Origin of the sequence: Streptomyces sp. LaPpAH-108 (genome assembly GCF_000373625.1) — a bacterium.
Lineage (GTDB): Bacteria > Actinomycetota > Actinomycetes > Streptomycetales > Streptomycetaceae > Streptomyces.
The window spans coordinates 797,035-822,712 of the sequence record NZ_KB891987.1 but is presented as its reverse complement, the minus strand read 5'-3'; the positions used below and the strand labels follow the sequence as shown (position 1 = coordinate 822,712).

The 25,678-nt window shown below is 70.7% G+C and carries 24 protein-coding genes and 1 riboswitch; of the genes, 14 read left to right on the top strand and 10 right to left on the bottom strand.

Annotation, left to right across the window (positions count from 1 at the left end; translation table 11 throughout):
• Nucleotides 1-85: 85 nt before the first annotated feature.
• Nucleotides 86-1,087, top strand: coding sequence for a hypothetical protein (locus B079_RS35420; RefSeq protein ID WP_018544448.1), 1,002 nt, complete (start codon nucleotides 86-88; stop codon nucleotides 1,085-1,087).
• A gap of 35 nt (nucleotides 1,088-1,122) precedes the next feature.
• Here the strand turns inward: B079_RS35420 and B079_RS0103790 are convergent, their stop codons facing one another.
• On the bottom strand, nucleotides 1,123-1,752 hold the full coding sequence (locus B079_RS0103790) for a TetR/AcrR family transcriptional regulator (protein ID WP_018544447.1): 630 nt from the start codon (nucleotides 1,750-1,752) through the stop codon (nucleotides 1,123-1,125).
• Between the two features lie 92 nt (nucleotides 1,753-1,844).
• On the opposite strand from B079_RS0103790, the gene B079_RS0103785 reads away from it, so the two are divergent.
• Nucleotides 1,845-2,804 carry a beta-ketoacyl-ACP synthase III gene (locus B079_RS0103785; protein ID WP_018544446.1) on the top strand — a complete coding sequence of 320 codons (960 nt, stop codon included), beginning with the start codon at nucleotides 1,845-1,847 and terminating at the stop codon, nucleotides 2,802-2,804.
• 119 nt (nucleotides 2,805-2,923) lie between these two features.
• Here B079_RS0103785 and B079_RS0103780 read toward each other — a convergent pair whose 3' ends face one another.
• Nucleotides 2,924-4,096, bottom strand: a complete 1,173-nt coding sequence (locus tag B079_RS0103780) for a family 2 encapsulin nanocompartment cargo protein polyprenyl transferase (RefSeq protein WP_018544445.1) — start codon at nucleotides 4,094-4,096, stop codon at nucleotides 2,924-2,926.
• Between the two features lie 289 nt (nucleotides 4,097-4,385).
• The gene (locus tag B079_RS0103775; protein ID WP_018544444.1) at nucleotides 4,386-5,792 is read right to left on the bottom strand and encodes a family 2B encapsulin nanocompartment shell protein; all 1,407 of its coding nucleotides are present in this window, start codon (nucleotides 5,790-5,792) and stop codon (nucleotides 4,386-4,388) included.
• A 340-nt stretch (nucleotides 5,793-6,132) separates the two neighbouring features.
• Between B079_RS0103775 and B079_RS0103770 the strand changes: the two genes are divergently transcribed.
• Together B079_RS0103770 and B079_RS0103765 are read left to right on the top strand one after the other, a co-directional pair.
• On the top strand, nucleotides 6,133-6,726 hold the full coding sequence (locus B079_RS0103770) for an N-acetylmuramoyl-L-alanine amidase (RefSeq protein ID WP_026248325.1): 594 nt from the start codon (nucleotides 6,133-6,135) through the stop codon (nucleotides 6,724-6,726).
• A gap of 44 nt (nucleotides 6,727-6,770) precedes the next feature.
• Nucleotides 6,771-7,658 (top strand): 1-aminocyclopropane-1-carboxylate deaminase/D-cysteine desulfhydrase, encoded by an 888-nt coding sequence (locus B079_RS0103765; RefSeq protein ID WP_018544442.1) that lies wholly within the window; start codon nucleotides 6,771-6,773, stop codon nucleotides 7,656-7,658.
• Between the two features lies 1 nt (nucleotide 7,659).
• Here the strand turns inward: B079_RS0103765 and B079_RS0103760 are convergent, their stop codons facing one another.
• Nucleotides 7,660-9,255: a Na+/H+ antiporter gene (locus tag B079_RS0103760; RefSeq protein WP_018544441.1), complete on the bottom strand. Its 1,596-nt coding sequence runs from the start codon at nucleotides 9,253-9,255 to the stop codon at nucleotides 7,660-7,662.
• A 62-nt stretch (nucleotides 9,256-9,317) separates the two neighbouring features.
• Between B079_RS0103760 and B079_RS0103755 the strand changes: the two genes are divergently transcribed.
• The 3 genes from B079_RS0103755 to B079_RS0103745 all read left to right on the top strand — a co-directional run bounded on the left by B079_RS0103755 (nucleotide 9,318) and on the right by B079_RS0103745 (nucleotide 11,416).
• Nucleotides 9,318-9,578 (top strand): UBP-type zinc finger domain-containing protein, encoded by a 261-nt coding sequence (locus B079_RS0103755; RefSeq protein ID WP_018544440.1) that lies wholly within the window; start codon nucleotides 9,318-9,320, stop codon nucleotides 9,576-9,578.
• Between the two features lie 285 nt (nucleotides 9,579-9,863).
• Nucleotides 9,864-10,280 (top strand): anti-sigma regulatory factor, encoded by a 417-nt coding sequence (locus B079_RS0103750; RefSeq protein ID WP_018544439.1) that lies wholly within the window; start codon nucleotides 9,864-9,866, stop codon nucleotides 10,278-10,280.
• The gene (locus B079_RS0103745; RefSeq protein WP_086022314.1) at nucleotides 10,277-11,416 is read left to right on the top strand and encodes an RNA polymerase sigma factor SigF; all 1,140 of its coding nucleotides are present in this window, start codon (nucleotides 10,277-10,279) and stop codon (nucleotides 11,414-11,416) included. The genes B079_RS0103750 and B079_RS0103745 overlap by 4 nt, the downstream gene beginning before the upstream one ends.
• A 54-nt stretch (nucleotides 11,417-11,470) precedes the next feature.
• On the opposite strand, the gene B079_RS0103740 is transcribed toward B079_RS0103745, so the two are convergent.
• Nucleotides 11,471-11,923 carry a hypothetical protein gene (locus B079_RS0103740; protein WP_018544437.1) on the bottom strand — a complete coding sequence of 151 codons (453 nt, stop codon included), beginning with the start codon at nucleotides 11,921-11,923 and terminating at the stop codon, nucleotides 11,471-11,473.
• Between the two features lie 125 nt (nucleotides 11,924-12,048).
• Between B079_RS0103740 and B079_RS0103735 the strand changes: the two genes are divergently transcribed.
• Both B079_RS0103735 and B079_RS0103730 read left to right on the top strand, forming a co-directional pair.
• Nucleotides 12,049-13,017, top strand: a complete 969-nt coding sequence (locus tag B079_RS0103735; RefSeq protein WP_026248323.1) for a diacylglycerol/lipid kinase family protein — start codon at nucleotides 12,049-12,051, stop codon at nucleotides 13,015-13,017.
• A gap of 328 nt (nucleotides 13,018-13,345) precedes the next feature.
• Complete coding sequence (locus tag B079_RS0103730; RefSeq protein ID WP_016639615.1) at nucleotides 13,346-13,603, top strand: WhiB family transcriptional regulator; 258 nt, start codon at nucleotides 13,346-13,348, stop codon at nucleotides 13,601-13,603.
• A 278-nt stretch (nucleotides 13,604-13,881) separates the two neighbouring features.
• Here B079_RS0103730 and B079_RS0103725 read toward each other — a convergent pair whose 3' ends face one another.
• Nucleotides 13,882-15,357, bottom strand: coding sequence for a sensor histidine kinase (locus B079_RS0103725; RefSeq protein WP_199779856.1), 1,476 nt, complete (start codon nucleotides 15,355-15,357; stop codon nucleotides 13,882-13,884).
• A 646-nt stretch (nucleotides 15,358-16,003) separates the two neighbouring features.
• Between B079_RS0103725 and nagB the strand changes: the two genes are divergently transcribed.
• Nucleotides 16,004-16,789, top strand: coding sequence for a glucosamine-6-phosphate deaminase (gene nagB, locus B079_RS0103720; RefSeq protein WP_026248321.1), 786 nt, complete (start codon nucleotides 16,004-16,006; stop codon nucleotides 16,787-16,789).
• A 74-nt stretch (nucleotides 16,790-16,863) separates the two neighbouring features.
• Here nagB and B079_RS0103715 read toward each other — a convergent pair whose 3' ends face one another.
• The 4 genes from B079_RS0103715 to B079_RS0103700 all read right to left on the bottom strand — a co-directional run bounded on the left by B079_RS0103715 (nucleotide 16,864) and on the right by B079_RS0103700 (nucleotide 21,606).
• Nucleotides 16,864-18,348 (bottom strand): glycoside hydrolase family 3 protein, encoded by a 1,485-nt coding sequence (locus B079_RS0103715; protein ID WP_018544433.1) that lies wholly within the window; start codon nucleotides 18,346-18,348, stop codon nucleotides 16,864-16,866.
• 8 nt (nucleotides 18,349-18,356) lie between these two features.
• A complete protein-coding gene (locus B079_RS0103710) occupies nucleotides 18,357-19,205 on the bottom strand; it encodes a carbohydrate ABC transporter permease (protein WP_018544432.1) in 849 nt (282 codons plus the stop codon).
• A complete protein-coding gene (locus B079_RS0103705) occupies nucleotides 19,202-20,188 on the bottom strand; it encodes a carbohydrate ABC transporter permease (RefSeq protein WP_018544431.1) in 987 nt (328 codons plus the stop codon). The genes B079_RS0103710 and B079_RS0103705 overlap by 4 nt, the downstream gene beginning before the upstream one ends.
• A 137-nt stretch (nucleotides 20,189-20,325) precedes the next feature.
• Nucleotides 20,326-21,606 (bottom strand): extracellular solute-binding protein, encoded by a 1,281-nt coding sequence (locus tag B079_RS0103700; protein ID WP_018544430.1) that lies wholly within the window; start codon nucleotides 21,604-21,606, stop codon nucleotides 20,326-20,328.
• A gap of 409 nt (nucleotides 21,607-22,015) precedes the next feature.
• On the opposite strand from B079_RS0103700, the gene B079_RS0103695 reads away from it, so the two are divergent.
• From B079_RS0103695 to B079_RS0103680, 4 genes are all read left to right on the top strand, one after another.
• A complete protein-coding gene (locus B079_RS0103695; RefSeq protein WP_018544429.1) occupies nucleotides 22,016-22,780 on the top strand; it encodes a GntR family transcriptional regulator in 765 nt (254 codons plus the stop codon).
• A gap of 144 nt (nucleotides 22,781-22,924) precedes the next feature.
• Complete coding sequence (locus B079_RS0103690) at nucleotides 22,925-23,188, top strand: DUF3311 domain-containing protein (protein ID WP_078495825.1); 264 nt, start codon at nucleotides 22,925-22,927, stop codon at nucleotides 23,186-23,188.
• Complete coding sequence (gene mctP, locus B079_RS0103685; RefSeq protein ID WP_018544427.1) at nucleotides 23,185-24,795, top strand: monocarboxylate uptake permease MctP; 1,611 nt, start codon at nucleotides 23,185-23,187, stop codon at nucleotides 24,793-24,795. Before B079_RS0103690 ends, mctP begins: the two co-directional genes overlap by 4 nt.
• Nucleotides 24,796-24,873: 78 nt before the next feature.
• A complete protein-coding gene (locus tag B079_RS0103680) occupies nucleotides 24,874-25,380 on the top strand; it encodes a GNAT family N-acetyltransferase (protein WP_018544426.1) in 507 nt (168 codons plus the stop codon).
• A gap of 88 nt (nucleotides 25,381-25,468) precedes the next feature.
• A riboswitch (cobalamin riboswitch) is annotated at nucleotides 25,469-25,548 on the top strand.
• Nucleotides 25,549-25,678 lie beyond the last annotated feature (130 nt).

The window sequence follows — 25,678 nt, the reverse complement described above, 5'->3', positions numbered from 1 at the left end:
TCGTGACCCTAGCGCTGCTGGGCAGACGCGCCAGGAGGCCAGGCCGAGTGATCAAGCGGTTTTCCCCGGGCGCTCGGACATCCGAGTGGAGTCGCTGATCTACAATGCCCAAAACGCGCTGACCGCTCTGGGCGTCCAGCACCCCGAGAAGTGGAGCAAGAGCGAGTTGCTTACCTGGCATCTCGCCAAGCGAGGCCGTTTCGCGGTCTCTGCCACGCTCTTGCTCCTGTGCGCGATCACCATCTGCACCGGTGCGCTGATCACCGCGCTCGTAAAGCACCAGTGGGAAATGGCAAGTCAGATGTGGCTGCCTTCGTACGCGCTCTTCGTGCTCACAGCCGGTTTCGCCCAGCTCGACCGAGTGGCGACGCAGCGAGGGTGGCCAACCGCATATGTGCAATGGGCCGCCCTGCAGGCCATCCTCGCCTGCCGACCCCGACCTGACGATGACCACGCGGCGTCCATGGCGACATCAGAGCTCAGCAAACAGGTGGAAAGACTCGGGGTTGCCCTCGTCACGTACGCTCTGTTCGGTATCTCCCGCAGATCAGAGCTGCGCGCCGCCTTGTTGCCGCACTGCGTCAGGATGTCCCAGCAACTGGACGACGCATTCGAGGCGAGCCTTCGTGATCATTCGCAAGTAAAAGTGCTCGCCGAGCGCATCGTGCACTCGATCGACATCCTTGTGCGTCAAGAACCCTTGAGTCTGGCTCCGTCACCAGAGCCCACGTCTGGGGAGTCCATGCCGACAGAACCACCGATTCCGTGGCGCATGGTCATCGCTCACCTCCTGGCTCTTCTCATCGGAGCCGCACTGATCGAGGGGTTCAAAGTCCTCGGGTTCAGTGCCGAGCACCTACTCCTTCTCACTCCGCTGATCTATCTGGTGATCCAGATTCCCTACCTGTCGACCGGCAAGGTCCCAAACGCCCTACGGCATCTCCCACGCCTCGGGTCAACTGTGCCGACACCCAGTCCAGAGGGCGAACCCAGCCCACTCGAAGCCGGCGCTTCGGGCAATGTTCCACGTCCACTCACTCCCACACCCCAAAGCCATGACCAAGCGCCGCGGTCGACCACTTCCTGACAGGGCATGAGCGTCCGTCTCCCGGTCACGTCCCACTAACCCGGAGTGTCCTCCAAGGCGCGAGGGCCCAGCAGGCGATCCAAAGCGATCCGGGCCCGGCTGCCTGCTGCCGCGTTCGCGAAGAGCTGTATCTCCTGGTTCAGGGCCAGGTAAAGGCCCATCAGTTCGAAGACGAGCTGGTCGGGGTCCGTGTCCGGGGGGAGGTCGCCGGAGGTCAGTGCTGTGCGGATCTCGGTGGTGAGACGGCGGCGCCAGAGGAGGGAGAGGCGGATGACCGTGTCGCGGACGGGGCCGGTCCGGGCGTCGTACTCGATGGAGGCCGTGGTGAAGAAGCAGCCGCCGGGGAAGATGTCGCGGGCGGTTTCGAGGTAGGTGACCCAGGCATCGCAGATCGCGCGGAGGCGGGGCAGGCCCGGGGGTTCGGCGGCGGCGGGCTCCCAGACCAGGCGGGAGAACTCCGCTGCCGCGCCCTCCAGGGTTGCCAGCTGGAGAGCCTCCTTCGTGCCGAAGTGGCCGAGTACGCCCGCCTTACTCATCGACAGGTCGGCGGCGAGGCGGCCGATGGTGAGTCCTTCGAGACCGTCGACCGAGGCGAGGGCGATGCCGCGCTGGACGATGCGCTGCCGGGTTCGGCGGGCTTCGGCGGCGGACTTGCGAGGGCTCATGGCAGCCATCGTAGCGAGCCGCCCTCCTTTAACTTCCGATCGGTCGGTTGCTATATTCCGGCGGCATCGACGCCGAGCCGAGGAGATCACCTGTGCCCGTCACCGCCGCGCCGGGAAGCCGTATCACCGCGCTGGGTCACTACCAGCCCGCACGCGTCCTGACCAACGACGACCTGGCCGCCATGGTCGACACCGACGACGAGTGGATCCGGCGCCGTACCGGTATCGCCACCCGCCGCATCGCCGCCGAGGACGAGTCGGTGACCGACATGGCGACGGCCGCCGCGAGCAAGGCGCTGGCCGCGTCCGGTCTCGAACCCGCCGACATCGGCATGATCACCGTGGCGACGTGCAGTGCCGTCGACCGGTGCCCCTCCATCGCCGCCCAGGTCGCCGGGCGGCTCGGGCTGCCCTCCCCGGTCGCCTTCGATCTCAACAACGGCTGCGCCGGGTTCTGCACCGCGCTCGCCTGCGCCGACCACTCCCTGCGCGCGGGGGCCGCCAGGAACGCGCTGGTCATCGGCGTCGAGAAGATGTCCGACGTCGCCGACTGGACCGACCGCCGCACCTGCGTCCTGCTCGGCGACGGCGCGGGCGCCGCCGTGCTCAGTACCGCCGATGCCGCCGAGATCAGGCCCGTCACCTGGGGCTCGGACCCCGGCCGGGGCGACGCCGTCCGACTGGTCGGCGACTGGCACCCGCGCTTCGCCCAGGACGGCCAGACCGTCTTCCGCTGGGCCACGACCGAACTCCCCGCCATCGCCCGGGATGCCTGCGCGCGGGCCGGGCTCGCCCTGTCCGACCTGGCCGGTGTGGTCACCCACCAGGCGAACCTGCGGATCATCGACGCCGTCCTGCGCCAACTCGACCTGCCCGAGAGCGTGGTGATCGCACAGGACGTCGTGGAGTCCGGCAACACCTCCGCCGCCTCCGTGCCGCTCGCCCTGTCCAAGCTCACCGAGCGCGGTGAACTCCCGAGCGGCGGCCCGGTGCTGCTGCTCGCGTTCGGCGGCGGCCTGTCCTGGGTCGGACAGGTCGTCACCTGCCCGTAGGTACGGCACCGGTACGGCACCTGAACTGTCCACGGATAGGCACCGGAGCCCCCGACGACCGTGCGGGGTCAGGGGCCGCGCGGGCTCGGGGGCTCCGGGGTATCGGGGTGGCGGGTACGTCAGTTGGTCCGGCGGGTGACGAATTCCGCCAGGGCCAGCAGGCCGCCCGCCGCCTCGGGGGCGGGAACCGCGCGGGAGAGTTCCTGTACGGCGCGGGCCATGCGGTCGGCGGCCTCGGCCTGGGCCCAGTCCCGGCCGCCCGCCTGTTCCACGGCCAGGGCGGTGCGGGCGATCTCGCCGTCCCCGTCCGCGTACGGGCGGGCGTACAGCGCGGCGAGTTCGGCGGACGCCGGGGTGCCGGAGGTGAGCGCGGCGACGACCGGCAGGGACTTCTTGCGGACGACCAGATCCGCGCCGACCGGCTTGCCGGTGCGCCGTGGGTCGCCCCATATGCCGATCACGTCGTCGATCAACTGGAAGGCGAGGCCCGCCTGTCGGCCGAAGCCGTCCAGTGCCGCCACCTCCGCGTCGTCCGCGCCCGCGTACAGCGCGCCCAGGGCGCAGGCGCAGCCGAGGAGGGCGCCGGTCTTGGCCTCGGCCATGGTGAGCACCTCGGCCAACCCGACCTCGGTGGGGGCGCGTTGCTCCAGGGCCGTGTCGGTGTGCTGGCCCGCGCACAGTTCGATGACGCACTCCGCGAGTCGGGCCGACGCCGGTCCGGCCGCCGGGTGCGGGTCGTCGGCGAGCAGCCGCAGCGCGAGGGCCTGGAGGGCGTCACCGGCGAGGATCGCGTCGGCGTCGCCGAAGACGGTCCAGGCGGTGGCGCGGTGGCGACGCGTGGTGTCGCGGTCCATCACGTCGTCGTGCAACAGCGTGAAGTTGTGGACCAGTTCGACCGCCGCCGCTGCCCGCACCGCCGCCGCCCGGGCGGACGGTCCGCCCAGCGCGGACGCCGCCGCGAGCACGAGGGCGGGCCGGATCGCCTTGCCCGCGTTGCCCGCCGCCGGGGTGCCGTCGGCGTGCTGCCAGCCGAAGTGGTAGAGCGCGATACGGCGCAGGGGTCCGGGCAGCGACTCGATCGCGGCGCGCAGCTCCGGGTCCACCAGCTCCCGGGTCCGCTCCAGCAGAACCGTCGCCTCCTGCCCGTCGAGCGCGCCACCGTCCTCGGTCGCCTCGTCGAGCTGCGTCGCGTTGTCCGCCGTCTCCCCTCCAGCGGGCGGCCTGGCGTCATCCGCCGTCCGTCGCCCGTCGAACGACCCGGCGTCCCCCGCCGGTCCCCGCCCGTCGAGCATCCCGGCGTCTCCCGCCGGTCTCCGTCCGTCGAGCCCCCCGGTGTCCTCCACCGGCTCCCGTTGCCCGGGCGGGCGCGGCGGCGTGACCGCGCTCCCCGTCCCCGGCCTTCCCGTGCCCGTCTTCCCCGGGCCCGACGGGCGCTGTTCGGCCTGTGTCATGAACTCGGTCATGGCTCCCCCTCCCGACGTGCGAGCGCGTGGTCCCGTCCGGCACGGTGCCGGGCGGGCCCTCCCCCCGAAGGGGTTCCCGCCCCGAGGGACGGGAACCCGGGTGCGCGGTGGCGCGAGGTCACCGCCACCGGCCGATCTCGACGTTCTCCAGCACGCCGAGCGCGTCCGGCACCAGGACGGCCGCCGAGTAGTAGGCGGTGACCAGGTAGTTGATGACGGCCTGCTCGTTGATGCCCATGAAGCGGACGGACAGGCTCGGCTCGATCTCGTCCGGGATGCCGGACTGCCTGAGGCCGATGACGCCCTGGTCGGCCTCGCCGGTACGCAGGGCGAGGATCGAGGTCGTACGGGCCTCGGTGACCGGGATCTTGTTGCACGGGTAGATCGGCACGCCCCGCCAGGTGGGGATGCGGTTGCCGCCGACGTCGATGGTCTCCGGGACCAGTCCGCGCTTGTTCAGCTCGCGCCCGATCGCGGCGATGGCGCGCGGGTGGGCGAGGAGGAACTTGGTGCCCCGGCGGCGGCTGAGCAGCTCGTCCAGGTCGTCCGGGCCGGGGACGCCGTCGTGCGGCTGGATGCGCTGGTCGTACTCGCAGGCGTGCAGGAGGCCGAACTGCCGGTTGTTGATCAGCTCGTGCTCCTGGCGCTCCTTCAGCGCCTCGACCGTGAGCCGCAGCTGCTGCTCGGTCTGGTTCATCGGCTGGTTGTAGAGGTCGGCGACGCGGGTGTGGATGCGCAGCACGGTCTGGGCGATGCTCAGTTCGTACTCGCGCGGGCGGGCCTCGTAGTCCACGAAGGTGTGCGGGATGTCGGGCTCGCCGGAGTGGCCGGCCGCCAGCTCGACCTCCTTCTCGCCGTACTTGTTGGTGCGCTGGTCCGGGATCGAGCGCAGCTGCTGGAGGTGGCCGCGCAGCGAGTCGGCGCGCTCGGCCACCTGCTCGAAGTCCTGGCGGGCGAGGATCAGCACCGTGCAGGCGGTGTCCGCGCGGGCGGTGTACTCCCAGATGGCGTCCGGGTCGAGCAGGGACTGCTCGCCGAAGTAGGCGCCGTCGGCGAGGACGCCGAGCACCGCGTCGTCGCCGTACGGGCCCGTGCCGATCTTCTCGACCCTGCCGTGGGCCAGGAGGTACACCTCGTCGGACTGGCTGCCGAAGGAGGCGATCACCTCGCCGGGCGCGAAGTCGCGCTGGCGGCAGCGGCGGGCCAGCTCGGTCAGCACCTCCTCGTCCTCGTAGTCGCGCAGGGCGGGCAGCTCACCCAGCTCGGCCGGGATGACCTCGACCTGGTCGCCCGTCTTCACGAAGGTGACACGGCCGTCCCCGACGGTGTAGGTCAGCCGCCGGTTGACCCGGTACGCGCCGCCCTTCACGTCGACCCAGGGCAGACTGCGCAGCAGCCAGCGGGAGCTGATCTCCTGCATCTGCGGTGCGGACTTGGTGGTGGTGGCCAGGTTCCGCGCCGCCGCCGTGCCGAGTGACTGCTGCGGCTTGGCCTGCTCGGTGCGGACCTCTTCGCCTACCGACATAAGGAAATGCCCTCCCATGTATGCCCGGTGCCCGATCTCGCGGGGCACCGGTCCCACGACCGAGCTTTCCATCACGGAGTGTGCCCGCACCATTACCCGAAAGGAGGGGAATGGATCATCCGACTCCTGGGCAAATGGCGCGACTTTGTCCAGCTCGCGGGCGGACGGCGGCCGAACCGCACCGGCCGCCCCTCCTCCCGGCCCCGCCCCCGCCGCAACTTGTCCGAATCGGCTCGCACACCGTGCGAACGATGTGATCCCGACCCCCTGACATCGGTACAAGCGGCGATAGGAACGGGCCGTTTCCGGCGGCCCCCGCACGGCACGTAAGGAGGCGGTCATGTCCTCACCCATGTCCGCGAGCGCGTTTCTGGACGCCCTCGAGCGGGAGGGGCTCACGGTCGTCGGCGTCGACGGCTGGCGGCGCCACAACCGCAACCACAAGGGGCCGTGGGGCCCGGTCCACGGCGTGGTGATCCACCACACGGCGACCAGCGGCAGCGAGCGCACCGTGGAACTGTGCCGCACCGGCCGCGACGACCTGCCCGGACCGCTCTGCCACGGCGTGATCACCAAGGACGGCACGGTCCACCTGGTCGGCTACGGCCGCGCCAACCACGCCGGTCTGGGTGACGACGACGTCCTGCGCGCGGTGATCGCGGAGAAGGGGCTGCCGCCGGACAACGAGGCGAACACCGACGGCAACCGGTACTTCTACGGCTTCGAGTGCGAGAACCTGGGCGACGGCAAGGACCCCTGGCCCGAGGAGCAGCTGGACGCGATCGTGCGGGCCGCCGCGGCCGTCTGCCGCCACCACGGCTGGACGGAACGGTCGGTCATCGGCCACCTGGAGTGGCAGCCGGGCAAGGTGGACCCGCGCGGCTTCACGATGAAGTGGCTGCGGGCACGGATCAAGGAACAGCTGAAGGGCTGACAGGCCCGGCGGCCACACCGCCCACCCCGCGCGACAATGACCGCATGCCCCTCCGCCCCACCCTCCCCTCCCCCCTCACAGAGATCCAGGACAACCGTTTCTCCCGGCACGGCGTACGCCTCCTGCTCAAGCGGGACGACCTGATCCACCCGGAGCTGATCGGCAACAAGTGGCGCAAGCTGATGCCGAACGTCGAGGCGGCGGGCGGCCGGGAGCTGGTCACCTTCGGCGGGGCCTACTCCAACCATCTGCGGGCCACCGCGGCGGCGGGCCGGCTGCTGGGTTTCGCCACGACCGGGGTGGTGCGTGGCCAGGAGCTGGCGGAGCGCCCGCTCAACCCCTCGCTGGCGCGCTGCGCGGCCGACGGGATGCGGCTGCACTTCGTCGACAGGTCGACGTATCGCCGCAAGGACGAGCCGGAGACCCTGGCGGCGATCCTGCGCGCGGCGGGCGCCGAGGGGGCGTACGTCGTCCCGGAGGGCGGCAGCAACGCCGAGGCGGTGCGCGGCTGTGTGGCGCTCGGCGCGGAGCTGCGCGGCCGGGCCGACGTGGTCGCGGTGGCCTGCGGTACGGGCGGCACGCTGGCCGGTCTCGCGGCGGGGCTCGCGCCCGGTCAGCACGCGCTCGGTGTCCCCGTGCTCAAAGGCGGCTTCCTGGAGGACGGGATACGCGCTCTCCAGGAGCGCGCGTTCGGCGGCCGTACGGGTTCCTGGTCGCTGGACGACCGCTTCCACTGCGGCGGCTACGCGCGGACGACGCCGGAGCTGGAGGCGTTCGCCGAGGAGTTCGAGAAGCGCCACGGACTGCCCGTGGAGCGGCTGTATGTCGCCAAGTTGCTGCTCGCCCTCGTCACGCTCGCCCAGGAGGGCGCTTTCCCCCGCGGGACGAGGGTCGCGGCGGTGATCACCGGGCGCCCCCTGGAAAACCAGTGACCTACCCCGCCTCCCGATAGGCCGCCGCCTCCTCCAGGTCCAGCCTGCGCAGCAGCGCCCGCAGCATCTCGTCGTCGATGTAGCGGTGGTCGCGCAGGCGGACGAAGACCTCGCGTTCGGCGCTGATCATCTCGCGCGACAGCCTGCGGTAGGTGTCGTCGACGGATTCGCCGGTGACCGGGTTGACCTGGCCGAGCCGTTCCCAGACGGCGTTGCGGCGGCGCTCCAGGACGGCGCGCAGCCGGTCGGCGAGCGGGGCGGGCAGCGTGTTGCGCTCGTCGGACAGGAGGGCGTCCAGCCGGGACTCGGCGGCCAGCGACGCCTGCGCCTGGGCGTTGGCCTCGGCCAGGGTCTCGGCCTGCTGGTCGCGCCCGGGGAACTTCAGGAAGCGGATCAGCGGGGGCAGCGACAGCCCCTGGATGACAAGGGTGCCGATGACGGTCGTGAAGGTGAGGAAGAGGATCAGGTTGCGCTGCGGGAAGGGCTCGCCGCCGTGCACGGTGACCGGGATGGAGAAGGCGATGGCGAGCGAGACCACGCCGCGCATCCCGGCCCAGCCGGTGACGAGGGCGCCCCGCCAGGTGGGGTTCTCCTCGCGGGTCCGTACGCGCTCCGAGAGGATGCGGGGCACGAAGGCCGCCGGGTAGACCCAGACGAACCGGGTCAGGACGACGACCGCGAAGAGGGCGACGGCGTACCAGGTCGCGGACGCCGCCTCGTACGCGCCGAGTCCCTTGAGGACGCCGTGCAGCTGGAGTCCGATGAGGGCGAAGACGGCGGACTCCAGGATGAAGGCGACCATCTTCCACACGGCCTCCTCCTGGAGGCGGGTGGCGAAGTCGACCTCCCACGCACGGTGGCCGAGATAGAGCGCGACGACCACGACCGCGAGCACCCCGGAGGCGTGCAGCTGCTCGGCGACGCCGTAGGCGACGAAGGGGATGAGCAGCGAGAGGGTGTTCTGGAGGAGGGGTTCCTTCAGATGGGTGCGCAGCCAGTGCAGCGGGGCCATGAGGACGAGACCGACGCCGACCCCGCCGACGGCGGCCAGCAGGAACTCCTCCACTCCGCCGGACCAGGTGGCGCCCTCCCCGATGGCGGCGGCGAGGGCGACCTTGTAGGCGGTGATGGCGGTGGCGTCGTTCAGCAGGGACTCGCCCTGGAGGATCGTCGTGATCCGGGACGGCAGCCCGACCCGGCGCGCGACGGCGGTGGCCGCGACGGCGTCGGGCGGTGCCACGACCGCGCCGAGGACCAGGGCGGCGGTCAGCGGCAGCCCGGGCACCAGCAGATGCGCGGCCCATCCGACGGCCACGGTCGCGAAGAGCACATAGCCGACCGAGAGCAGGGCCACCGGGCGCACCTGGGCGCGCAGGTCGAGATACGAGCTGTCGGTCGCGGAGGTGTACAGCAGCGGGGGCAGCAGCAGCGGCAGGACGACGTCGGGTTCCAGGGTGTAGTCCGGCACCCCGGGGATGTACGAGGCGGCCAGGCCGACGGCGACCAGCAGCAGCGGAGCCGGTACGGGAGTGCGCCGGGCCGCGCCGGCGACGGCGGCGCTCCCCGCCACCAGCAACAGCAGCGGCAGCACGTCCATGGTCCTCGCCCGCCCTCGCTTTTCCGCGCGGCCACCCGCGCACCCGACGTAATCTGGCAATCATGAAACAGTGCACGCACGTCGACGCGCTGCCGCTCCCGGAACCCGGACCGCTCAGCGAGACGTGCCTGGAGTGCCTGGCGGACGGGACGGACCCGGTGCAGCTGCGGATCTGCCTGACCTGTGGCCACATCGGCTGCTGCGACTCCTCGCCGAACCGGCACGCGACCAAGCACCACGCGGACTCGGGTCACCCCGTGATGCGGACCTACGAACCGGGCGAGGACTGGCGGTGGTGCTTCGTCGACCATGTACTCGTATGACCACGAACGTGACCATGAACGCGGCTGCGACAGGCACTCCGACCTGGGACGGTTCGACCGCCTGACGCCTGGGTACGTCAACCCGGCGCGCGCTCTTCCCATTTGGGCCCGCACACCCCCTAGACACGGAGCGTATTCAGAGTTTTACTGTGAGTGACGCCAGGGGGTCGGGGTCATGGGGACAGGAACGTTCCGGGCGCGATAGCGTCACCGCGGAACCACCAACGCGTTACGCCGGGGGGCGACCCTCGGCCCCGTAAAGCTTGTACCACCATGGAGGTGAGGGTGTCCCAGATCGCAGGCGAGCCCACGGCGAACCAGGACTTCGTGGAAGTCCGTCTGCCGGCCGCGGGTGCCTACCTGTCGGTGCTGCGGACGGCCACGGCCGGTCTCGCGGCCCGTTTGGACTTCACCCTGGACGAGATCGAGGACCTGCGCATCGCGGTCGACGAGGCCTGCGCGATCCTCCTCCAGCAGGCCGTGCCGGGGTCCGTGCTGAGCTGTGTCTTCCGGCTCGTCGACGACTCGCTGGAGGTCACGGTCTCGGCGCCGACGACCGACGGCCACGCCCCGTCGCGGGACACGTTCGCCTGGACCGTCCTGTCGGCCCTCGCGGGCAAGGTCTCGTCCGCCGTGGACGAGGACCGGACCGTGTCGATCAGCCTGTACAAACAACGCGGCGCGGGCCCCGGCCCGGCGTGAGGAACGGGGACGGTCCGGTGCGGGACGAAGAGCGCGGCACAAGGCGGCTGCCGACCGGGGAGACGGGTGCTCCCCGCTCGGGCGAGGCCGGGAACCCGAGGCAGAGCCCGGCGGACGTACCCCGGCACATGGCCGACGGCATCGACGGCATTCCCGAGCAGGCCAGGCCCCACCCGGAGGACGACTCCGCGCGGGTCGGCGGCGAGGGGACCGTGCGGAGCACGCCCCTGGGGCAGCGCGGCAGCGGCGACACCGCCGCCCGCGCCGGGGCGAGGGCTCGGGGAAGGGCGACGGGCGGGACGATGAGCGAGCACGAGCGACACGCCGAGGACGCGGCGCCGGGCGGCACGACGGAAGCCGTGCGCGCGGCCCCGCACGACCCGCACGACCGCAGCGGCGCCCGTGCGCTCTTCATCGAGCTGCGCGGCCTCGCGGACGGCACCCCGGAGTACGCGGAGCTGCGCAACCGGCTGGTCCGGATGCATCTGCCGCTCGTCGAGCACCTGGCACGCCGCTTCCGCAACCGCGGCGAGCCGCTGGACGACCTCACCCAGGTCGCCACCATCGGTCTGATCAAGTCCGTGGACCGGTTCGACCCGGAGCGCGGCGTCGAGTTCTCCACGTACGCCACCCCGACGGTCGTCGGCGAGATCAAGCGGCACTTCCGGGACAAGGGCTGGGCGGTCCGGGTGCCGCGCCGCCTCCAGGAACTGCGGCTCGCGCTGACCACCGCGACGGCGGAGCTGTCCCAGCAGCACGGCCGCTCCCCCACGGTGCACGAGCTGGCCGAGAAGCTGGCCATCTCCGAGGAGGAGGTCCTGGAGGGCCTGGAGTCGGCCAACGCCTACTCCACGCTGTCCCTGGACGTCCCCGACACCGACGACGAGTCCCCTGCGGTCGCCGACACCCTCGGTGCCGAGGACGAGGCGCTGGAGGGCGTGGAGTACCGGGAATCGCTCAAGCCGCTCCTGGAGGACCTGCCGCCCCGGGAGAAGCGCATCCTGCTGCTCCGCTTCTTCGGGAACATGACCCAGTCGCAGATCGCGCAGGAGGTCGGCATCTCGCAGATGCACGTCTCCCGGCTGCTGGCCCGCACGCTGGCGCAGCTGCGGGAGAAGCTGCTGGTGGAGGAGTAGGCGCGAAGGAGGCGCGGCCCGGGGCTTTTTCCTACGGGCCCCGGCCCGGCGGCTCTAGCCCGCCCGGCCCGGCCCCTTGATGCCGAGGGCCTGGGCCGTGGCCGGGTTGACCAGCAGGACCAGGGAGGCCACGGCCACCGCCGCGAGGGCGATACCGGCCGGGATGGCCACGCTGTCGGCCTTGAGCAGGTTGTAGGCGACCGGCAGGGCCAGGATCTGGGTGATGACGGCGGGGCCCCGGCTCCAGCGGCGCAGGAGGAACAGCCCCCGCGCGGCCAGCAGCGGCAGCAGTGCGAGCACCGCCAGTGTGATCCCGCCCGTGACGGCCTGCTGACGGTCGTCCGGGGAGCCGGTGAGGCCGAGCACGAGGATCGAGACGGCCGCGATCACCAGGGCGGCGCCCTCCACGGCGGCCAGCGCGGCCGCCCAGGTCAGCCGGCGCGGGCGGGGCCCGGGGGCCGCTGCGGCCTCGGCGGGGTCCGGGGCGGAAGTCTGCTCACTGCTCACCCGAGAAGGGTAGCCCTGTGCCCGAGGGGCGCCGGGCGGTGCGTGGCGAGGCTCACGCCGTCTTCTCTTACCCGATCCTCAACTCGCTCTGGGCCCGATACCCCCCAGTAGGTACGCTGCCAGTCATGCGTGCACTTCTCGTGGTCAATCCGGCGGCAACCACCACCAGCGCACGCAGACGCGATGTGCTGATCCACGCGCTGGCGAGCGAGATGAAGCTGGAAGCCGTCACCACCGAGTACCGCGGCCACGCGCGCGATCTGGCCCGGTCGGCTGCGGAGAGTGACGACGTCGACATGGTCGTGGCCCTCGGCGGCGACGGCACGGTGAACGAGGTGGTCAACGGCCTGCTGCACGCGGGCCCCGACCTGGAGCGGCTGCCCGGCCTCGCCGTGGTGCCCGGCGGTTCCACCAATGTCTTCGCCCGCGCGCTCGGGCTGCCCAACGATCCGGTCGAGGCGACCGGTGCCCTGCTCGACGCGCTGCGCGAGCGCCGGGAGCGGGTGGTCGGGCTGGGCCTGACCTCGGGGACGCCGGGCACGGCGGACGAGGCGGTGCCGGACCGCTGGTTCACCTTCAACGCCGGTCTCGGCTTCGACGCGGGCGTGGTCGGCCGGGTCGAGCGGGAGCGCGAGCGCGGCCGCAAGTCGACGCACGCTCTTTATGTGCGCCAGGTGGTACGGCAGTTCCTCGGTGAGCCCAATCGCAGGCACGGCACGATCGAGCTGGAGCGGCCGGGCGCGGACCCGGTGACGGACCTGGTTGTCGCCATAGTCTCGAACACGTCCCCGTGGACCTATCTCGGCAATCGCCCGATGTACACGTCGCCTAAGGCGTCGTTCGATAAAGGGCTCGACGTACTCGGTCTAAGTCGCCTGTCCACGGCCGCCGTTGCCCGGTATGCGACCCAGTTGCTCACTTCGTCCCCCGAGCGTGGACCCCAGGGGAGACATGCTTTCTCCCTGCACGATCTGGACCGCTTCACCTTGCATTCGAAGGTCCCTCTGCCCCTCCAGATGGACGGCGACCACCTAGGGCTGCGGACGAGCGTGACGTTCACAGGCGTTCGCCATGCACTGCGTGTGATTGTGTGAGCGGAACAGGCAAAAGTCCTTTCACTCGAACGTTTAGGCCAGGGTCCACCCCATGGAAGTACGGCTGTGACCTAGTCGACACCGAGGAATCAAAAAAAATCTTCCGGAAGGGGTTGTATCCGCCGCCGAGGTTTGCGAGTCTCTACGTGGCGGTCGGGACAGCCCGCGACATCGGCGTCCACTGATCACCGATCTCCCTTCAATCCACAGGACCACACCGGGACATCTCGGCAGTCGGCCCTTCACTTGTTGGGGGACTCGTGAAAGCGTTCACATTCACAAGCAACTTGTACGTAATACCTGCACGTACCAAGGAGAGGTAGCAGCCATGGACTGGCGTCACAACGCCGTTTGCCGCGAGGAAGACCCCGAGCTCTTCTTCCCCATCGGCAACACCGGTCCTGCGCTGCTGCAGATCGAGGAAGCCAAGGCCGTCTGCCGTCGCTGCCCCGTCATGGAGCAGTGTCTGCAGTGGGCGCTCGAGTCCGGCCAGGACTCCGGCGTCTGGGGTGGTCTCAGCGAGGACGAGCGCCGCGCCATGAAGCGCCGCGCCGCCCGCAACCGGGCTCGTCAGGCCTCCGCCTGACACTCCCACCCCTGCTGACAGCCTGAGCTTGGCGGCGCGCACACCACGTGCGCTTCTCCCGCCCCCGAGCCGCAGCGCGCAGTTCCCCGATGCTCCTCCAGGTCCCGGCTCCGGCCGGGCGGGGGGTGCCCCCACCGAGGGGCAGCAGCAACGAGCACGAGCCTCGGACCACCAGTGGTCCGAGGCTTTTCGCTTGCCCGCGCCGGGCCGGGGCGAGCAGAACGGGGCGGGACGCGCCGAGTTGCGGCGCTCTCATCCCGCTCCCTCGCCCAACTCCCCTACCGCTGCGGCCGTACCGGGATGTCCAGGATCACCCGTGTCCCGCGCTCAAGACCCGGCACCATGTCGAAGGTGCCGCTCAACTCGCCCTCCACCAGCGTCCGTACGATCTGGAGGCCGAGGTTGCCCGCGGTGTGCGGGTCGAAGCCCTCGGGCAGGCCCACGCCGTCGTCCTGGACGGTGACAAGCAGGCGCCCCTCCTTGGTGGTGCCGCCCCGGACCGCCGACACCTCGACGGTTCCGGTGTCGCCCTCGCGGAAGCCGTGTTCCAGGGCGTTCTGCAGGACTTCGGTGAGGACCATGGACAGCGGGGTGGCCACCTCGGCGTCGAGCACACCGAAGCGTCCGCTGCGGCGGCCGGTCACCTTGCCCGGCGAGATCTCCGCGACCATGGCGAGCACCCGGTCGGCGATGTCGTCGAACTCCACGCGCTCGTCCAGGTTCTGGGACAGCGTCTCGTGCACGATGGCGATCGAGCCGACCCGGCGCACCGCCTCCTCCAGCGCCTCCCGGCCGCGCTCGGAATCGATACGGCGGGCCTGGAGCCGCAAAAGGGCGGCGACGGTCTGGAGGTTGTTCTTCACCCGGTGGTGGATCTCCCGGATGGTCGCGTCCTTGGTGATCAATTCCCGTTCGCGGCGCCGGAGTTCGGTCACGTCACGGCAGAGCACCAGGGAACCGATGCGGGTGCCCTTGGGCTTGAGCGGGATCGTCCGGAACTGGATGACCCCGTCGTTGGCCTCGATCTCGAACTCGCGGGGCGCCCAGCCACTGGCCACCTTGGCCAGCGCCTCGTCCACCGGCCCCCGGGTGGGGGCGAGTTCGGCGGTGGTGGTGCCGAGGTGGTGGCCGACCAGGTCGGCGGCGAGGCCGAGGCGGTGGTAGGCGGAGAGCGCGTTCGGGGAGGCGTACTGGACGATGCCGTCCGCGTCCACCCGGATCAGACCGTCACCGGCGCGCGGCGAGGCGTCCATGTCGACGTGCTGGTCGGGGAAGGGGAAGGTGCCGGCCGCGATCATCTGAGCGAGGTCGGAGGCGCTCTGGAGGTAGGTCAGCTCCAGACGGCTCGGGGTGCGCACGGTCAGCAGGTTGGTGTTGCGGGCGATCACGCCGAGGACGCGGCCGTTGCGGCGCACCGGGATGGACTCGACCCGGACGGGGACCTCCTCGCGCCACTCCGGGTCGCCCTCGCGCACGATGCGGCCCTCGTCGAGGGCCGCGTCCAGCAGGGGGCGCCGGCCGCGCGGCACGAGGTGCCCGACCATGTCGTCCTGGTAGGAGGTGGGGCCGGTGTTGGGGCGCATTTGCGCCACCGAGACGTACCGGGTGCCGTCCTCGGTGGGCACCCACAGGACCAGGTCGGCGAAGGAGAGGTCGGAGAGCAGCTGCCACTCCGATACCAGCAGGTGAAGCCACTCGAGGTCGGAGTCGCCGAGGGCGGTGTGCTGGCGGACCAGTTCGTTCATGGAGGGCACGAGTGCGAGCGTACCGGGGCGCTCGGACCGGCCGGAAAACACCCGTCGGACCGGGTGGGGAACACCTGTCGGACCGGTCGGGGAACACCCGTCGGGAACACCCGCGGGCCGCGGCGCCTGGGAAGGACCCTCAACCCTCCCGGCACCGCAGCCCGGAGCATCATCGGCCGTGGGGTGTGCGGTCCCGGTCGGCCGAAGGCCGAGGAGCCGGGGCAGTCAGGGCAGAGAGCACCGGTTCCTCGAATCCGCCTTCCTGTGCGGGGAAGACGGAGGCTTTTTCAGCTGTTCGCCCTGCGGTGTTCGTTGCCTGCATTGTGGACTAGACCACGCTGGCATGTCCATGCATGGAACAGCGCGGATCGCGCCATAAAGCCTGGCTGACGGCATGGACGACGGACGGCGGGGCCAGGTGGCACCCGATGCCACGCAGCCTAGCCCGGCACCGCCGTCCAGGGGAGCGGTCAGCCGGGGCGATTTACGCCACGCGGGTGCATGGGGGCGCACGAAGAGGGCACTCAGTGCCGTCACGCCTCCCGCGCGGAGCCGGTCCGGGAGGGGGCCGCTCTGCTAGATTGGTCTAAACCACATGGCGACGCGCGGCGCGCGCTCCCCCATCTCCAGCCCTCTTCAGAACGGCAGGCCCAGCGTGGAAGTTGTCATCGTTCCGGACGCCGCGGCGGGTGGCGAGCTGATAGCCGAGGCCATGGCCCAGCTGCTGCGGCGCAAGCCCGACGCCCTGCTCGGCGTGGCCACAGGATCCACCCCGCTGCCCGTCTACCAGGCGCTGACCGCCAAGGTGCGCTCCGGCGCCGTCGACACCACGCGCGCCCGGATCGCCCAGCTCGACGAGTACGTGGGGCTGCCCGCCGACCACCCCGAGTCCTACCGCTCGGTGCTGCGCCGCGAGGTCCTGGAACCGCTCGGCATCCCGATGGACGCGTTCATGGGCCCCGACGGCACGGCCGATGACCTCCGGGCGGCCTGCGCGGCGTACGACCGCTCGCTCGCCGAGGCCGGGGGCGTGGACCTCCAGCTGCTCGGGATCGGCACGGACGGGCACATCGGGTTCAACGAGCCGTGCTCCTCGCTCGCCTCGCGCACCCGGATCAAGACGCTGACCGAGCAGACCCGCGTCGACAACGCGCGCTTCTTCGACGGCGACATCGAGCAGGTCCCGCACCACGTCATCACCCAGGGCATCGGCACCATCCTGGAGGCCCGGCACCTGGTGCTCCTCGCGACCGGCGAGGGCAAGGCGGACGCGGTGGCCGCGACCGTCGAGGGCCCGGTGGCGGCGGTGTGCCCGGCCTCCGCGCTCCAGCTGCACCCGCACGCCACGGTGGTCGCGGACGAGGCCGCTGCCTCCAAGCTCAAGCTGGCCGACTACTTCCGGCACACCTACGCGCACAAACCCGCCTGGCAGGGCATCTGACCTGACCCGCCGGGGGCCGAGCGGCCCCCGGCACCAGCACCAGCACCAGCACGGGCACAAGCACCGGCTCCGGCTCATACCGCCCCGGCGATGACCTCCGCCGCCGCCTGCCCGCAGACCCGGGCCGCGCCGTGGGTCGCGAGGTGCAGGGCGCCCCGGGCGGGGGCCTGGGGCACGCCCATCTCCACCACCACCGTGTCGGGACGGGCAACCAGCAGGGTGTCCAGGGCGGCCGACATCCAGGGGTGACGGTGCTCGTCGCGGACCACGGCGACGATCCGGCTCTCCCCCGCCTCCGCCAGCGCCTCCTCGCCCGCCTTCTCCCCGGCGAAGCCGCCGGTGCGGGTGCCCGGCAGCAGCCGGGCCAGATCGGCGGCCACGCCCCAGGGCGTCTCGTCGCCGACCGCGATGTTGGCGACCGGCGTGAACGCGGCCACGTACGGCGCCCCGGTGAGCGGGGTGAAGCCCTCGCCGCCGGTCACCCTGAGGGCCCGGCGGGCCGCGCGCAGCCCCGCCTCGGTGTCGGGCGCGGTGGCGGTACCGGTCGGCGCGGCGGCCCAGGCGGCCAGTTCGCGCACCCGGCGGGCGGCGTCCGCGAGCCGTTCCTCGGCCAGCTCGCCGGAGCGCACCGCCGTGACGAGCGCGTCCCGCAGCCGTCGTACCGTCTCGTCGTCCGCGAGGCCGCCGCCCACGCAGATCGCGTCGGCACCGGCGGCGATGGCGAGGACGCTGCCGCGCTCGATGCCGTAGGTGGCGGAGATGGCGCGCATCTCCATGCCGTCGGTGACGATCAGGCCCTGGTAGCCGAGTCCGTCACGCAGCAGGCCGGTGAGGATCGGCCGGGAGAGGGTCGCCGGGCGGTCCGGGTCCAGGGCGGGGACGAGGATGTGGGCGCTCATCACCGCGCGCGTGCCCGCCTCGATGGCCGCCCGGAAGGGGGCGAGGTCGCGGCGGTCCAGGGTGTCCGCGTCCACGTCGATGCGGGGCAGCGCGTGGTGGGAGTCGACGGCGGTGTCGCCGTGCCCGGGGAAGTGCTTGGTGCAGGCGGCGACCCCGGCCGACTGGAGGCCGGTCACATAGGCGGCGGTGTGCCGGGCGACCAGGTCGGTGTCGGCGCCGAAGGAGCGGACACCGATGACCGGGTTGGCGGGGTTGGAGTTGACGTCGGCGGAGGGCGCCCAGTTGAGGTGGACCCCGCACGCGGCCAGGCGGCGGCCCAGCTCGCGGGCGACCGCGCGGGTCAGTTCCGTGTCGTCCACCGCGCCGAGGGCGTGGTTACCCGGGAAGGACGAGCCGCTGCGGGCTTCCAGGCGGGTGACGTCGCCGCCCTCCTCGTCGATGGCGACCAGGACATCGGGGCGTTCGGTGCGCAACTGCGCGGTGAGCGCGGCCAGTTGCTCGGGCGAGACGATGTTGCGGCCGAACAGGCCGACCGAGGCCAGGCCCTCGCCGAGGCGGCGCAGCAACCAGTCGGGGGCGGTGGTGCCGGTGAAGCCGGGCTGGAGGACGGCCAGCGCGTCCCGGGTGAGGGTGTCGCTGCCGCGGGCGAGTGTCGTCATCGGTGGCGTTATCCCTTCACGGCGCCCGCGGTCAGGCCCGCGGCCATCTTGCGCTGGATGATGAGGAACAGGACGACGATCGGCACGGCCATCATGGTGGCGCCGGCCATCATCGGGGCGTATTCGGTGCCGTTCTTGGTGGTGAAGTTGCCGAGCCACACGGTGGCCGTCTGATGCTCCTGGCTGAGCAGCATCAGGGCGTAGAGGTATTCGTTCCACGCCTGGATGAAGCCGTAGACCGAGGTGGCGACCATGCCGGGGGCCAGCAGCGGGAAGACGACGCGCAGGAAGGCGCCGGTGCGCGAGCAGCCGTCCACCATGGCGGCCTCCTCCAGTTCGCGCGGGATGTTGACGATGAAGCCGCGCAGGGTCCACACCGTGAACGGGAGGATGAAGGTCAGGTACGTGATGATCAGGCCGGGGAGCTTGTCGTACTGGCCCAGGTCGTTGAGCAGCAGGAAGACCGGGATGATCATGGCGACCAGCGGGACCATCTGCACCGCGAGGATGCCGACGATGACGACCTTGCGGCCGCGGAAGGCGAAGCGGGAGATGGCGAGCGCGGCGAGCGTGCCGACGACGAGGCCGATCAGCACGACGGAGACGGACACCACGAGGCTGCGCCCGACCGGGCCCCAGAAGTCCGCGATGGCCAGCGCGCGGCGGAAGTTGGCGAGGGTGAACCCCGTGGGCAGCAGGCTGGGGTCGGGGTCGATGGCGTCCTTGGCCGGCTTGATCGCCGTGTCCACCATCCAGTAGACGGGGAAGCCGAGGGACGCGAAGACGAACAGGCCGAGGGCGTTCCAGCCGAGCCGGGCCGTGCGGCGGCGGGGGGCGTCGGAAGCCGTGGTGCTCATTCGACCTCTCCGATCTTCAGCATCTGGCGCATGTAGACGGCGACCACGGCGAGCATCAGCAGGATGGTGACGACGGCGATGGCCGAGCCCTGCGCGTAGTCGTTGACCACGAAGGCGCGGTCGAAGGAGTAGGTGGTCAGCAGCTGGAACTCGGGTTCGGGGTGGCCGCCGCGCATCACGAAGACCTGCGGGAAGACGCCCATGTCCCAGATGACCGACAGGGTCGTGAGCATCACCAGGACCGGCTTGAGGATCGGCAGGGTGACATGGCGGAAGACGCCCCAGGCGCCCGCGCCGTCGAGCCGGGCCGCCTCCTCCAGCTCCTTGGGGACCTGGGTGAGTCCGGCGCTGAGCGTGATGGTCACGAAGGGCACCGCGCCCCAGACCACCAGGAGCATGATGACCGCGAGCCCCTGCGGGCCGCTCGCGAACCAGTTGTGGCCCACCATCTCGACGCCGGGCAGCTTGCTGAGCAGGGCGTTGAGGATGCCGTAGTCGGAGTCGAAGAGCCACTTGAAGACGGTGGTGGCGACGATGACGGGCATGCCCCAGCTGGCCACCAGGGCGATGTTGACCAGGGTGCGCACCCAGCCGGAGACCCGCTGGAGCAGCAGGGCGATCAGCATCCCGAGCACCATGGTGAGGATCACCGAGCCGCCCGCGAAGATCAGGGTGCGCAGCACGACCTGCCAGAACTCGCCGTCCCCGAGCACCGACGAGAAGTTGTCGAAGCCCACCGACTCGGCGGGCTGGAAGCCCCACAGCTGGGACTGCCCGAACTTCTGGAAGGACAGGGTGACCAGACGGACCAGCGGGTAGCCCATGACGAGGGCGAGGATCAGCAGACAGGGCGCGAGCAGCAGCCAGGGCGTGGCCGAGTCGCCCTTCGCGCCGGACCGGCGCGTTCCGTCCGCCGTCGCGGGGGGCGGTGCCTGGCGCGGTGGCGGCACCTTGGCCGGGGTGGTCGTGTCTGCGGCACTCATCGCGCGCTCCTCAGCGGTCCCTCTGGTCGTACGCGGGCGACGGCCGCGCGGTGATAAGTGCGCGGGCACCGGCCCCGGTGCGGTCCGGGGCCGGTGTGCTCCGCGCTCGGGTCACGTGTTGTCGATGACCGCTCGGGTCACTTGTTGTTGATGACCTTGTCGATCGCGGCGTCGGCCTGCTGGGCCGCAGCGGCGGGCGTCTGCTTGCCGGTGCCGATGTTCTGCAGCATGGTCTGCAGGATCTGCGCCTTCTCGACCTGGCCCCAGCCGGGCGCCATCGGCACGAACCAGCTGGACTCGGCCGCGGTGGCCGGGACGGCGGTCGCCGGGTCGCTCTTCAGGGTGGCGAGGTCGGACTTGTTGTTGGGCAGGTTGCCCTTGCTCATCAGACCCTTCTGCCCGGAGGGTCCGGTGAAGGCGTTGATCCACTCGGCGGCGAGCCCCTGCGCCTTGGACTTCACCGGGACGGCGAGGTCGGAGCCGCCGAGGAAGACCGGCATGTTCTTGCCGGAGGGGCCGGGCATCACGAAGTTCTCGAGCTTGTCCTTGAGCCCCCCGACCTTGTCGTTCTTCGGGTCGGCGGAGGTCGCGCCCTCCCAGGCCGCGCCGAAGATCATGGCGGACTTGCCCTGGCCGAAGACGATGGGACGGTCGGACTCGTCCTTGGTCTTGTCGCCGTGCATGTACGTGTCGAGCACGGTCTTGTACTCGGTCAGGCCCTTGAGCGACTCGGGCGAGGACAGGCTCGCCTTCCACTGGCCGCCGCTCTCCTTGGCGATGGCGCCGCCCGCGTCGTAGACGAAGGACATCGCGGCGTACCAGTCGCGGGAGGGCTGGTACCAGGCGCTGAACTTGTCACCCTTCTTCTTCTGGATCTTGTTCAGGTCGGCGGTCAGCTCGTCGTAGGTCGTCGGCACCGCCTTGACCCCGGCCGCGGCGGCCACGTCCTTGCGCCAGGTGGCGACCCGGCCGCCCGCGTAGTACGGCACGCCGTAGGTCTTGCCCTCGTACGTCACCGAGGCCTTGAGGCCGTCGAGCCAGTCGGCGGACTTGGCGAACCCGGTGGCGTCCAGCGGGGCGAAGGCGCCCTTGACCATGTAGCCGAGCATCTCGGTGTTGCCCATCTCGACCACGTCGGGGGCCTTGTCGGTGGCGAGGACGGCGTCGAGCTTGGTGTTCTTGTCCGGCCAGCCGTAGTACTCGTGCTTGATCTTCAGGCCGGGGTGCTTCTTGACGACGGCCGCGTCGGCCGCCTTGACCAGCTCGGGCCAGTTGTTCTGCGCGTCGACGGTGAGCCAGACGGTCAGCTCCTTGGCGTCCGCCGCCCCCTTGCCGTCGTTGCCGCTGTCGCTCCCGCACGCCGCGACCGAGACGATCATGCCCGCGATGCCGATCGCGGCTGTCAGTCTGCGCTTCACGCCACCCTCCTCAAGGGACGCCACCCACCCCCCTGCCACCCCTGCGATGCACGACTGCGCGCCGAACCACCCGTGGGACCGGGAACTGGACCAATGGTGTAGACCAGCACCGGGAGCCTGACCCACGTCAATGAGCATGTCAAGGGTGTTCCTGCGGGCCACGGGCGTCCGTGATGCGACCGAGATATGCAGGGACCTTTCATTGCTCAAGCGACAGATCGGACGGACCAGTTCCGGTGGACCACTGGCAGGAAATGCGGTGTGGACTAGACCAGCAGAAGTAGCGGCGGTATACAGGGAGGTCACGGAGCGTGCGGGCCGGTACCGGTCGCGTGCGGCCGTGCCACGATGTGGGCCGTGGCCGATGGACGTCGGTCGCTTTCGGCGTCCGGAGCCGGGAAGGCAGAGCATGAGCACCGATGTCAGCAGGGCGGAGAACGAGGCCGGCGCGACCGTCCGTACCGCGCGCGTGCCCAAGTACTACCGCCTGAAGAAGCATCTGCTGGACATGACGGAGACGCTTCCCCCCGGCACGCCCGTCCCGCCCGAGCGCACGCTGGCCGCCGAGTTCGACACCTCCCGCACCACCGTCCGCCAGGCCCTCCAGGAACTGGTCGTCGAGGGACGCCTTGAGCGCATCCAGGGCAAGGGCACCTTCGTCGCCAAGCCCAAGGTCTCCCAGGCGCTCCAACTGACCTCGTACACCGAGGACATGCGCGCCCAGGGCCTGGAGCCGACCTCCCAGCTCCTCGACATCGGGTACGTCACGGCCGACGACCGGCTCGCCGGGCTGCTGGACATCACCGCGGGCGGACGCGTGCTGCGCATCGAGCGGCTGCGCATGGCGAACGCGGAGCCGATGGCCATAGAGACCACCCATCTGTCCGCCAAGCGCTTTCCCGCGCTGCGCCGTTCGCTGGTGAAGTACACCTCGCTCTACACCGCGCTCGCCGAGGTCTACGACGTCCATCTCGCCGAGGCCGAGGAGACCATCGAGACCTCCCTGGCCACCCCGCGCGAAGCCGGTCTGCTCGGCACCGACGTGGGTCTGCCCATGCTGATGCTCTCCCGCCACTCCCTGGACCGCGAGGGCAACCCGGTGGAGTGGGTGCGCTCGGTGTACCGGGGCGACCGCTACAAGTTCGTGGCGCGTCTCAAGCGGCCCGTGGACTGACCTGCGGCGCTCTCACCCATCCCCGCACCTCACAGCGGCATATCAATACACGGACGAGGGGTTCCGCTCCCGCCTGCCGTCACCTAAATTGCCAGCGCATTACGCAGTGATCAACGCTGATCAACGAGGGGACGGAGCGGTGGCATGTCCGAATCACCCGAAGTGAGGCACCCGGTGGTGACACCGGTCCGTGTCGTCATCGGCCTGTGTCTTCTCGCGCCGTTCGTCGCGATGCTCTGGGTCGGCTCGTTCTCGAAGACGGACCCGACGTTCATCGGCATCCCGTTCTTCTACTGGTACCAGATGCTGTGGGTGCTGGTCTCGACCTCGCTCACCATGCTGGCGTACCAGCTGTGGCAGCGTGACCAGCGCGCCCGCAAGGCACAGAGCGGGGGTGCGTCCAAGTGAAGGACGGCGTCAACGGCGTGGCGCTCGGCGTCTTCGTCTTCTTCTTCCTGGCCGTCACGGTCGTGGGCTTCATGGCCGCGCGCTGGCGCAAGGCCGAGAACGAGCACTCGCTGGACGAATGGGGCCTGGGCGGCCGGTCGTTCGGCACCTGGGTCACCTGGTTCCTGCTGGGCGGCGACCTCTACACGGCGTACACCTTCGTCGCCGTGCCCGCCGCGATCTACGCGGCCGGTGCGGCCGGGTTCTTCGCGGTGCCGTACACGATCCTGGTGTACCCGCTGATCTTCACCTTCCTGCCCCGGCTGTGGTCGGTCTCGCACCGCCACGGGTACGTCACCACCTCGGACTTCGTGCGCGGCCGGTTCGGCTCGAAGGGCCTGTCGCTGGCGGTGGCGGTCACCGGCATCCTGGCGACCATGCCGTACATCGCGCTCCAGCTGGTCGGCATCCAGGCCGTCCTGGACGTGATGGGCGTGGGCGGCGGTGAGAACACCAACTGGTTCGTGAAGGACCTGCCGCTGCTGATCGCCTTCGGTGTGCTCGCGGCCTACACCTACTCCTCGGGCCTGCGCGCCCCGGCGCTGATCGCGTTCGTGAAGGACACGCTGATCTACATCGTCATCGCGGTGGCGATCATCTACATCCCGATCAAGCTGGGCGGCTTCGACCACATCTTCGCCGCCGCGGACAAGAAGTTCACCACGGCGGGCGCGGGCGGTCTGGTCCCGGCCCCGGCGGGCCAGTGGACGTACGCCACACTGGCGCTCGGTTCGGCGCTCGCGCTGTTCATGTACCCGCACTCGATCACCGCGACCCTGTCGTCCAAGAGCCGTGAGGTGATCCGGCGCAACACCACGATCCTGCCGCTGTACTCCCTGATGCTGGGCCTGCTCGCGCTGCTCGGCTTCATGGCGATCGCGGCCGGGGTGAAGGTCACCAACGGGCAGCTGGCGATCCCGCAGCTGTTCGAGGACATGTTCCCGAGCTGGTTCGCGGGCGTGGCCTTCGCGGCGATCGGCATCGGCGCGCTGGTCCCGGCGGCGATCATGTCGATCGCGGCCGCGAATCTGTTCACCCGGAACATCTACAAGGACTTCATCAAGCCGGACGCGACACCCAAGCAGGAGGCGCAGGTCTCCAAGCTGGTGTCGCTCCTGGTGAAGGTGGGCGCGCTGGCGTTCGTCCTCACCATGGACAAGACGGTGGCGATCAACTTCCAGCTCCTGGGCGGCATCTGGATCCTCCAGACCTTCCCGGCGCTGGTGGGCGGTCTGTTCACCCGCTGGTTCCACCGCTGGGCGCTGCTCGCGGGCTGGGCGGTCGGCATGGTCTACGGCACGCTGGCCGCCTACGGGGTCGCCTCGCCGACGCAGGCGCACTTCGGCGGCTCGGCCAAGGAGATCCCGGGCATCGGTGAGATCGGCTACATCGGCCTGACGGCCTTCGTGCTGAACGTCCTGGTCACCGTGGTCGGCACGGTCGTCCTGAAGGCCGTGAAGGCCCCCGAGGGCGTGGACGAGACCGCGCCCGGCGACTACACGGCGGACGCGGGCGACGCGGGCGTCGAGGTGGAGCTGCCGCCCGCGACGGCGGGGAGCGCGCACTAGTCCCTTCACTGATCAACTCCCTTGCGGGCCGCCGGAAAGCGAGAGCGCCGGTGGCCCGCTGTCGTCCAGACTCACGGTATGGACTTCCTCATCCGGCCGGCCCGCCCCGACGAGTACGCGGAGCTGGGCGAGATCACCGCACAGGCCTATCTCCAGGACGGACTCCTCGATTTCGGGGAGGGCGACGCGTATCTGGCGGAGCTGCGGAACGTGGCGAAACGGGCGGCAGCCGCCGAGGTGCTGGTGGCCGTGCGGGACGGGGTGCTGCTGGGCGGTGTGACGTTCGTCCCGTCCGGCGGTCCGCTGAGCGACATCGCCGCTCCGGGCGAGGCCGAGATCCGGATGCTGGCGGTCGCGCACGCGGGCCGGGGGCAGGGAGCCGGGGAAGCGCTCGTACGGGCCTGTGTGGAGCGCGCGCGGGCCGTGGAGGGCTGTGTACGCGTCGTGCTGTCCACCCAGCCGACGATGCGCACCGCCCATCGCATCTACGCGCGTCTCGGCTTTGTTCGCACACCCGAGCGGGACTGGAACCCCTTGCCCGGCCTGCTGGAGATCGCCCTGCTCACCTACGCGTTCACGCTCTGAGATCACCGCGACACACGACAGACACAACATCTGGGCCTGCGACGACAGCGCGGCACTAGATGTATGCTCATGCTCGCTGTCGTCGCAGGGGAATCCGGTGCGAATCCGGAACTGTCCCGCAACGGTGTACTCGCGTGCTTTGCGCACGCCCGCTTCAGTCCGAGGACCTGCCGACAGCGCGCCCGGCCGTCCGGTCCGGGTGCCCTGAAGACGTCCGGGCCTCGCGGAGTGGGCTGGTGGACGCGACGCGTGCGCGCTCGTGCCCTCCCCTGCCCTCCGCCAGGCCCCCGTGCCCAGC

Bases quoted from the DNA above. Each gene is read 5' to 3' on its own strand.
- B079_RS0103790 (WP_018544447.1), bottom strand. From the start codon at position 1,752: ATGAGCCCTCGCAAGTCCGCCGCCGAAGCCCGCCGAACCCGGCAGCGC.
- B079_RS0103780 (WP_018544445.1), bottom strand. From the start codon at position 4,096: ATGCTCGACGGGCGGGGACCGGCGGGGGACGCCGGGTCGTTCGACGGG.
- B079_RS0103775 (WP_018544444.1), bottom strand. From the start codon at position 5,792: ATGTCGGTAGGCGAAGAGGTCCGCACCGAGCAGGCCAAGCCGCAGCAG.
- B079_RS0103770 (WP_026248325.1), top strand. From the start codon at position 6,133: ATGTCCTCACCCATGTCCGCGAGCGCGTTTCTGGACGCCCTCGAGCGG.
- B079_RS0103765 (WP_018544442.1), top strand. From the start codon at position 6,771: ATGCCCCTCCGCCCCACCCTCCCCTCCCCCCTCACAGAGATCCAGGAC.
- B079_RS0103760 (WP_018544441.1), bottom strand. From the start codon at position 9,255: ATGGACGTGCTGCCGCTGCTGTTGCTGGTGGCGGGGAGCGCCGCCGTC.
- B079_RS0103755 (WP_018544440.1), top strand. From the start codon at position 9,318: ATGAAACAGTGCACGCACGTCGACGCGCTGCCGCTCCCGGAACCCGGA.
- B079_RS0103735 (WP_026248323.1), top strand. From the start codon at position 12,049: ATGCGTGCACTTCTCGTGGTCAATCCGGCGGCAACCACCACCAGCGCA.
- B079_RS0103730 (WP_016639615.1), top strand. From the start codon at position 13,346: ATGGACTGGCGTCACAACGCCGTTTGCCGCGAGGAAGACCCCGAGCTC.
- B079_RS0103715 (WP_018544433.1), bottom strand. From the start codon at position 18,348: ATGACGACACTCGCCCGCGGCAGCGACACCCTCACCCGGGACGCGCTG.
- B079_RS0103710 (WP_018544432.1), bottom strand. From the start codon at position 19,205: ATGAGCACCACGGCTTCCGACGCCCCCCGCCGCCGCACGGCCCGGCTC.
- B079_RS0103705 (WP_018544431.1), bottom strand. From the start codon at position 20,188: ATGAGTGCCGCAGACACGACCACCCCGGCCAAGGTGCCGCCACCGCGC.
- B079_RS0103695 (WP_018544429.1), top strand. From the start codon at position 22,016: ATGAGCACCGATGTCAGCAGGGCGGAGAACGAGGCCGGCGCGACCGTC.
- B079_RS0103690 (WP_078495825.1), top strand. From the start codon at position 22,925: ATGTCCGAATCACCCGAAGTGAGGCACCCGGTGGTGACACCGGTCCGT.
- B079_RS0103680 (WP_018544426.1), top strand. From the start codon at position 24,874: ATGGACTTCCTCATCCGGCCGGCCCGCCCCGACGAGTACGCGGAGCTG.